Source organism: Demequina sp. (genome assembly GCF_024642165.1).
Lineage (GTDB): Bacteria > Actinomycetota > Actinomycetes > Actinomycetales > Demequinaceae > Demequina.
Genome location: NZ_JAHEBP010000121.1, coordinates 1 through 6,006 on the forward strand (window position 1 = coordinate 1; position 6,006 = coordinate 6,006).

The window sequence follows — 6,006 nt, forward strand, 5'->3', positions numbered from 1 at the left end:
ACCCGCGATGCGGCCGTGCGCGACTGACGCAAGGACGGCAGCGTTCGCGTCGAGGTTCGGCTCGCGAGGCCGGCGAGGGACTCGCGGCGGGCGGTGAGGGCCACGCAAGCGATCTCCGCGACGGCGATGACCTCGATCCACGGCGTGCCGAGCGCGAACGCCACGGCCACCGGCACCCACCGCACGAGCCACCGCACCAGCACCTGCGCCGCGGACCCGTGCCTGGCCGGATCCGCGGTGCGCGCGGGCCCCACGTTGACCACGGCATGCCCGAGGGTCGCGCGGTCGCGCCGCAGCAACGGGTGGACCACGGCGACCAGCGCGGTTCCGGCGAGCAGGGCGAGCGCCCAGTCCCCGCGGTCGCCGATCACCTCGAGGGCCGGTTCGCTGCCGCCCGCGAGGCCCCGGGCGAGCGAGAGGGCTCCCACAGCGCCCGCCGCCGCCATGGTTGCGACGCCGGCGTCGATGAGGACCGCGACGCCGCGCCGGCCCGGGGTGGGCGGCTCCAGATCGGGCACTGGCCGAGGCGTCACCGCCGGCACGGCGGCGACCACCGCGGCGGACAGGACGGCCCCGATCATCGCGCCGCCGGTATTGGCCACCAGGTCGGCGACGTCGAAGGTGCGGTACGGGCAGGGATACGTGCCGAAGAAGGCCGAGCCCTGGGTGAGCTCGATCCCGAGCGACGTGAGGAAGCCCAGCGCGGAGGCGGCGACCACCCCCCATCGCGTGACCTGGTGAAGGAGGAATCCGAAGGGCACGAAGAGCAGCACGTTGAGGAAGAACTGCTGGACGTACGGGTCGCGGGCGATGGCGAGCAGGCCGTGGTCCCGCAACGCATCGAGCATGGGGACCGTGGACGCGCGCGGATCCAGGATCCAGTAGCTCGACAGGCTGCCTCCCGTGCACTGCAGGTCGCCCGCGTCCGGAAGCGGCAGCACGGTGTACGCCGCCAGTGCGACCGAGGCACCCAGCAGGCCCAGCGCGGCGAGCATCGGCCAGCCCCGCAGCCGCCCGTACCGCCGGACCGTGCGGGCAAGCAGGGGCAGCATGGCGACCGGGATGAGCGCGGCCGTCGCCACCACGGTGGCGATCGCGGATGCCCGGTAGTCGACCATGGGGAAACGTTACGGCCCGGGCATCGCGCCCGGTAGAGGGGCCCTCGTCAGATGAACAGCGTCTGCGCCCCCTCGGAGATGTCCATGAAGTCGGCCGCCGTGATGATGTCCTCTACGTCGTCCCGGAGGTCGTCCATCGTGAGGCCCTGCATGTCGGCGCTCATCCGGCAGGCCCACAGGCGCCCACCCGAGGCGACGATCTGGTCGAGGAACTCGTCGACGGGCGGGATGCCCAGATCGTCGATCTGCTTCCTCATCATCTTGGTCGCCACCCAGGTCATGCCCGGGAACGGGGACAGCCACTGGGGCATGCGGCCGCCCGTGGGCAGGTGCATCGCGGTGTTGCCCACCGGGGAGAACTTGAGCTTCGTCTGGCGATCCTTGGTGATCATGTCGAAGCCCCAGAAGGTGAAGAACAGGTCGACGGCGATGCCCTCGCCCAGCGCCGCGTTGGCGAGCACCAGGCCCGGGTAGGCCATGTCGAGGTTGCCCTTCGAGCAGATGATGACCAGCTTGCGGTCGGTCTCATCCTCGTCCCCGAAGTTCGGGACGATGCGCGGTTCAGTCGCGGTCATGGTGCACCTCTCTCAGACGCAGCCGGCCGGCTTGGGCAGGCCCGCGATGTAGGACATCTTCTTGCCGGGCTTCTTGGGGAACAGCTGGAACTGCTCCTTGACGGGCACGCCGCCCACGGTCGCGACGCGTCGCGTCGTCGCGGTTTGGCCCGTCTCCGCGAAGTCGGCGCGCAGGAAGCGGATCAGGCCCCAGTGCGCATCGGTCATCTCGATGCCGATCTGAGACGCGAGTTCCGCGCCCAACTCCTCGTCCCATTCGTCGTACTCGGTCAGGAAGCCCTCGTCGTCGACGTGGACCTCGCGCCCCTTCAGGGTGGTCGTGGTCATCTCTCCTCCTTGGTCCGGTGCCGCCGCTTAGGCGGGCGTCTTCTTCCCTGACATCGACATGTGCGCCGGGAGCGGCATCGGCCGGCCCGGAAGCAGCATCGACCAGTACGCCCACTCGAACCCGAGCTTGCCCAGGTGGTTCAGGCGCGACTCCTTGAGCAGCGGGAGCGGCCCCACCCCCGCCAGCGGGAACGTGCCGTGCAGCGGCTCGGTGTCGTAGTTGAAGTCGATGAGCAGCGCCTTGCCGCCGCCCGACTCGATGAAGCAGGTGGCGTGGCCGTCGAACTTCTCCTCGGGCTCCTCGCCCGCGATCATCTGCATGAACTGATCGGGGAAGGTGTCCATCTCGAAGTGGGCGACCGCGCCGGCCTTCGACGTGGGCACGTTGGTCGCGTCGCCCACGGCGAAGATCGTGTCGTAGACGGTGTGGCGCAGCGTGCCCTTGTCGACGGTGACGAAGTCGAGCTCGTCGCCGAGCCCCGAGCGCCCGACGAAGGCGGCGCCGCGGTTGACCGGCACCGTGACCAGCAGGTCGTAGGGGACCTCCCGCTCGTCGTACGAGACCAGCTTGTGGCCCTCGGCGTCCACGCTCTCGATCATGAAGTCGGACTCGAGCGCGATCCCGCGGTCGCTGAGCAGCCCGCCGAACGTGGCGGCGGCCACCGGCTTGGTGAAGGCGCCGTCCAAGGGCGTCACGAAGGTGATGTCGACCTTGTCGCGGATGCCGCGGCGGCGGAAGTGGTCGTCTGCCAGCAGGGTGAACTCGAGGGGCGCGACGGGGCACTTGATGGGCATCTCGGTGATGTGCATCACCAGCTTGCCGCCGTCGAACTTCGCCAGCGCCTCGCGCAGCGCCACGGTGTCCTCAAACGTGTAGAACGAGTGGACCGCGCCGTGCCAGTCGTCCGCCATGCCCGGCGTCTCCTCCGGGTGCGGCGAGGTGCCGGTGGCGATGATCAGGTAGTCGTAGGCGAGCGTGGTGCCGTCGACCAGGGTCACCGAGCGGCCCTGGGGATCGACCACGTCGACCTCGCCTGAGACCCGCGTGACGCCGTCGCCGATGTAGCGCGACGCCTCGCGACGCGCCTTGGCCGGCTTGTACTTCCCGAACGGGATGAACAGGAAGGCCGGCTGGTAGTAGTGGGCGGCGCGCTGCTCGACGATGGTGACGTCCCATTCGTCGCGCGCGAGCCGGCGCCGCAGCTTGTTCGCCGCGATCGTTCCTGCGGTGCCTGCGCCGAGGATCAGCAGTCTGCGCATCGTGGATCCCTCCATTGGGTCCCGGCCCTGGTTGAGGGCGTCGATACTCCCGACGGTATGCCTGGGTGGCTCGCGGCTCGCGGGACCAATGTCCCCTGATGAGAATGGTTTCCATGGCGGTGCCTGCGGGCTCCGGGCATGCGAAGAATCCGGCGTCGGCGCCCCTGGGGGAGGGAGCGGGACGCCGACGCACGGAATGGGGTGCGGCTCGGGCGACCAAGTCCCCGGATGGTCGCCCGAGCCACGCTGTGTCGGGCGGCGCCGTTGCCACCCACGTCCTGTGTTCTCGAAGGTAGACCCGCCTGCGCGCACCGGGCGGGGACCTAGGTCCCACCGAGGCGAGAACCGCCGCCGCGTCCTACATATGGGGAGGCAGAGGTGGCTGTTCGACGGCGAGCTCGCGCTCGACAGGCGGCGGCGCATCGTCCGGCTCGGACGCGTCCACGCGCTCCGTTCCGCGCTTGATCACCACCGCGAAGGCGAGCGCGAACGCGAACGCGAGCGCGCCGCCCGCCGCCGCGACCCCGAGCCCGGCCCGGGCGCCGGCGCTCTCGATGAGCCCGCCGGCGACCCAGGCGCCCAGCGCTACCCCGATGCCGAGGCCGATGCGCAGCCAGGCCATGCCCTCGGTGATCTGATCGCGCGCGACCACCCTTTGCACCACGGTGTCCGCGTTGGTGAGGGTGGGTGCGATGGTGACGCCCGCGACGAACCCGAGCAGGGACAGCACCAACACGTTGGGGGCGAGGGCCAGGGCGCCGAAACCCGCGGCGAGCAGCACGGTGCCGATCACGGTGCGCTGCCACAGCGGCGTGCGCCAGTGGCGGGCGCCGTAGAGCAGGCCGCCCACGAGCGAGCCCGCGGAGATGATCCCGATGATGAGACCGGACAGCGTCTTGTGCCCGGCCTCGTCCGCGAACGCCACGATCGAGATGTCGAACGCCCCGAACATCGCGCCGATCCCGAAGGAGATGAAGGCCACCGCGATCACCGCGCCCGGCAGCCTCAGGCCCAACGACCGGCCGCCGGTGCCGCGGCGCGGCGCGGGCTCGGTGGCGCGCTGGCCCAGCAGGATCGTCATGCCCACCACCAGGCCCACGAGGCAGACCACCACGCCGAGCGGCGCCCACACCAGCGTCGCGAGAATCGTGGCGAGCGCGGGGCCGCCCACGAACAGCACCTCGTCCAGCGAGCCCTCGAGCGCGAACGCCGTATGGATGTCCTTGTCGGAGCGCAGCAGATGGGACCACCGCGCGCGGGTGAGCGACCCGAGCGGACCCTGGATCGACGCGATCGCCACGGCGAGCCACAGCAGCCACTCCGGCCCACCGGACATCGCGGTCCAGATCGCGAGCGTCGCGCCCGCCACGAAGGTGAGCGTGAGCGGGATCATGGCGGCGCGCTGGCCGATCCGGTCGACGAGCCGGGCCGTGGGCACCGTCTGCAGCGCCCACACGAGCACGCCCACGGCGGCGACGCGGCCCGCCATGGCGTAGCTGTCGTACTGGATCTGGACCATGAGGATGATCGAGATGTTGAACATCGAGATGGGCAGCCTGGCGAGCAGGCCGGCCGCGGCGAACGCCTTGGCGCCGGGGTGGCTCAGGATCGAGCGGTAGGTATCGAGCACGCCGACCATGGTCTCACCCGACGGCGAGGGCACGATGCGCGCGTGGCGCCGCTAGGGCTCCTCGCCCGCCGTGCGCGGCGCCGCCGGGGCATCGTCCGGCGCGGCAGCGGGCGCATCGTCCCGCGCTCCCAGCATGCCGACGCCGCCCCCGCCGTCCGCGCGTGGCGGCGGGAGGGCGGTGCGCGCACGACGGCGACGGTCCTGGATCACGAGCGCGGCGCCCCCGCCCACCACCAGCAGGCCCGCGAGCGTGACGAGTCCCCACTTCAGCAGTGGGCCCCAGTCGATCTCGCGGTCCGCGCCCCCGACGATCCTGATCGAGTCGGAGCCGAGCAGATCGGACAGGCCGAGCGTGACGGTGGTGCCCTCGATGGTGCCCGCGCTCGCCTCCCTCACCAGGCCGGGGAAGGTGAAGGCCACCGCGACGTCGACGGCGCCCTCCAGGAGCGAGAGGTCTCCGATCCCGCCGCCGGCGGCCTGCAGCTGAGAGGCGGCGCCCGTCTCGATGGTCACCACGTAGGTGTCGCCGTCGCGGGCGATCGCGGACGCCCCGCCCACCGGCAGGGCCCCCGCGGCATCGGCGACCGTGTCGAGCGGCACATCCACGATGTCGATCTCGACGCCGTTGCGGCCCTCATCGTCGGAGTACGCCTGGACCGTCACGGAGCCTGGCTCGGCCTCCTCGAGGGGCGCGAGCTGCTCACGCACGGTGTCGGGGTCGAGCAGGGCGCCCACGTCGAGCGGGACGTCCGGCGTGTCGACGCCCTCGGGCAGCTCGACCTGGTCCAACTGACTCTCGATCGCGTTGCGCGCCTGGTTGGTCATGGCGACGATCGCGTGCTGCGAGAACGTGTCGTCGGGCCCGAGCGTGGATTCCGCGGAGACCCGTACGCAGCCCGTCAACGCCAGCACGAGCGCTGCGATCGCGACCCCTGACCTGCGCATGCTGCACGCTCCTCGCTGACCGTCCCGTCGACGGGTCCGATCTCGATCGTATCCGCGCTTGTGCGCGGCGCCGGCTCATGCCGCCGCCCGCGGCTCGGCGGCGCGGGTCAGCGCGGCGCGAGGGGGCGTGCCGGCGCCGGAGGCCGCGACG

General features: G+C 71.5%; 6 protein-coding genes. All 6 read right to left on the reverse strand.

Translation table 11 applies throughout. The annotated features are described in order from the left end of the window. Positions 1-1,118, reverse strand: a 1,118-nt coding sequence (locus Q0L54_RS09820; RefSeq protein WP_296667683.1) for a VanZ family protein, incomplete at its 3' end; no start/stop codon positions are given. Positions 1,119-1,165: 47 nt separating this feature from the next. Further along, complete coding sequence (locus Q0L54_RS09825; protein ID WP_296667684.1) at positions 1,166-1,693, reverse strand: DsrE/DsrF/DrsH-like family protein; 528 nt, start codon at positions 1,691-1,693, stop codon at positions 1,166-1,168. Positions 1,694-1,705: 12 nt separating this feature from the next. After that, the gene (locus Q0L54_RS09830; RefSeq protein ID WP_296667686.1) at positions 1,706-2,020 is read right to left on the reverse strand and encodes a TusE/DsrC/DsvC family sulfur relay protein; all 315 of its coding nucleotides are present in this window, start codon (positions 2,018-2,020) and stop codon (positions 1,706-1,708) included. Between the two features lie 27 nt (positions 2,021-2,047). Continuing rightward, a complete protein-coding gene (locus Q0L54_RS09835; protein ID WP_296667688.1) occupies positions 2,048-3,280 on the reverse strand; it encodes an FAD/NAD(P)-binding oxidoreductase in 1,233 nt (410 codons plus the stop codon). A gap of 358 nt (positions 3,281-3,638) precedes the next feature. After that, positions 3,639-4,910 (reverse strand): MFS transporter, encoded by a 1,272-nt coding sequence (locus Q0L54_RS09840; protein ID WP_296667689.1) that lies wholly within the window; start codon positions 4,908-4,910, stop codon positions 3,639-3,641. A gap of 51 nt (positions 4,911-4,961) precedes the next feature. After that, positions 4,962-5,855 carry a hypothetical protein gene (locus Q0L54_RS09845; RefSeq protein ID WP_296667691.1) on the reverse strand — a complete coding sequence of 298 codons (894 nt, stop codon included), beginning with the start codon at positions 5,853-5,855 and terminating at the stop codon, positions 4,962-4,964. Between the last annotated feature and the right edge of the window lie 151 nt (positions 5,856-6,006).

Coding starts and splice junctions, on each gene's coding strand:
- Q0L54_RS09825 (WP_296667684.1), bottom strand. CDS start 1,693: ATGACCGCGACTGAACCGCGCATCGTCCCGAACTTCGGGGACGAGGAT.
- Q0L54_RS09830 (WP_296667686.1), bottom strand. CDS start 2,020: ATGACCACGACCACCCTGAAGGGGCGCGAGGTCCACGTCGACGACGAG.
- Q0L54_RS09835 (WP_296667688.1), bottom strand. CDS start 3,280: ATGCGCAGACTGCTGATCCTCGGCGCAGGCACCGCAGGAACGATCGCG.
- Q0L54_RS09845 (WP_296667691.1), bottom strand. CDS start 5,855: ATGCGCAGGTCAGGGGTCGCGATCGCAGCGCTCGTGCTGGCGTTGACG.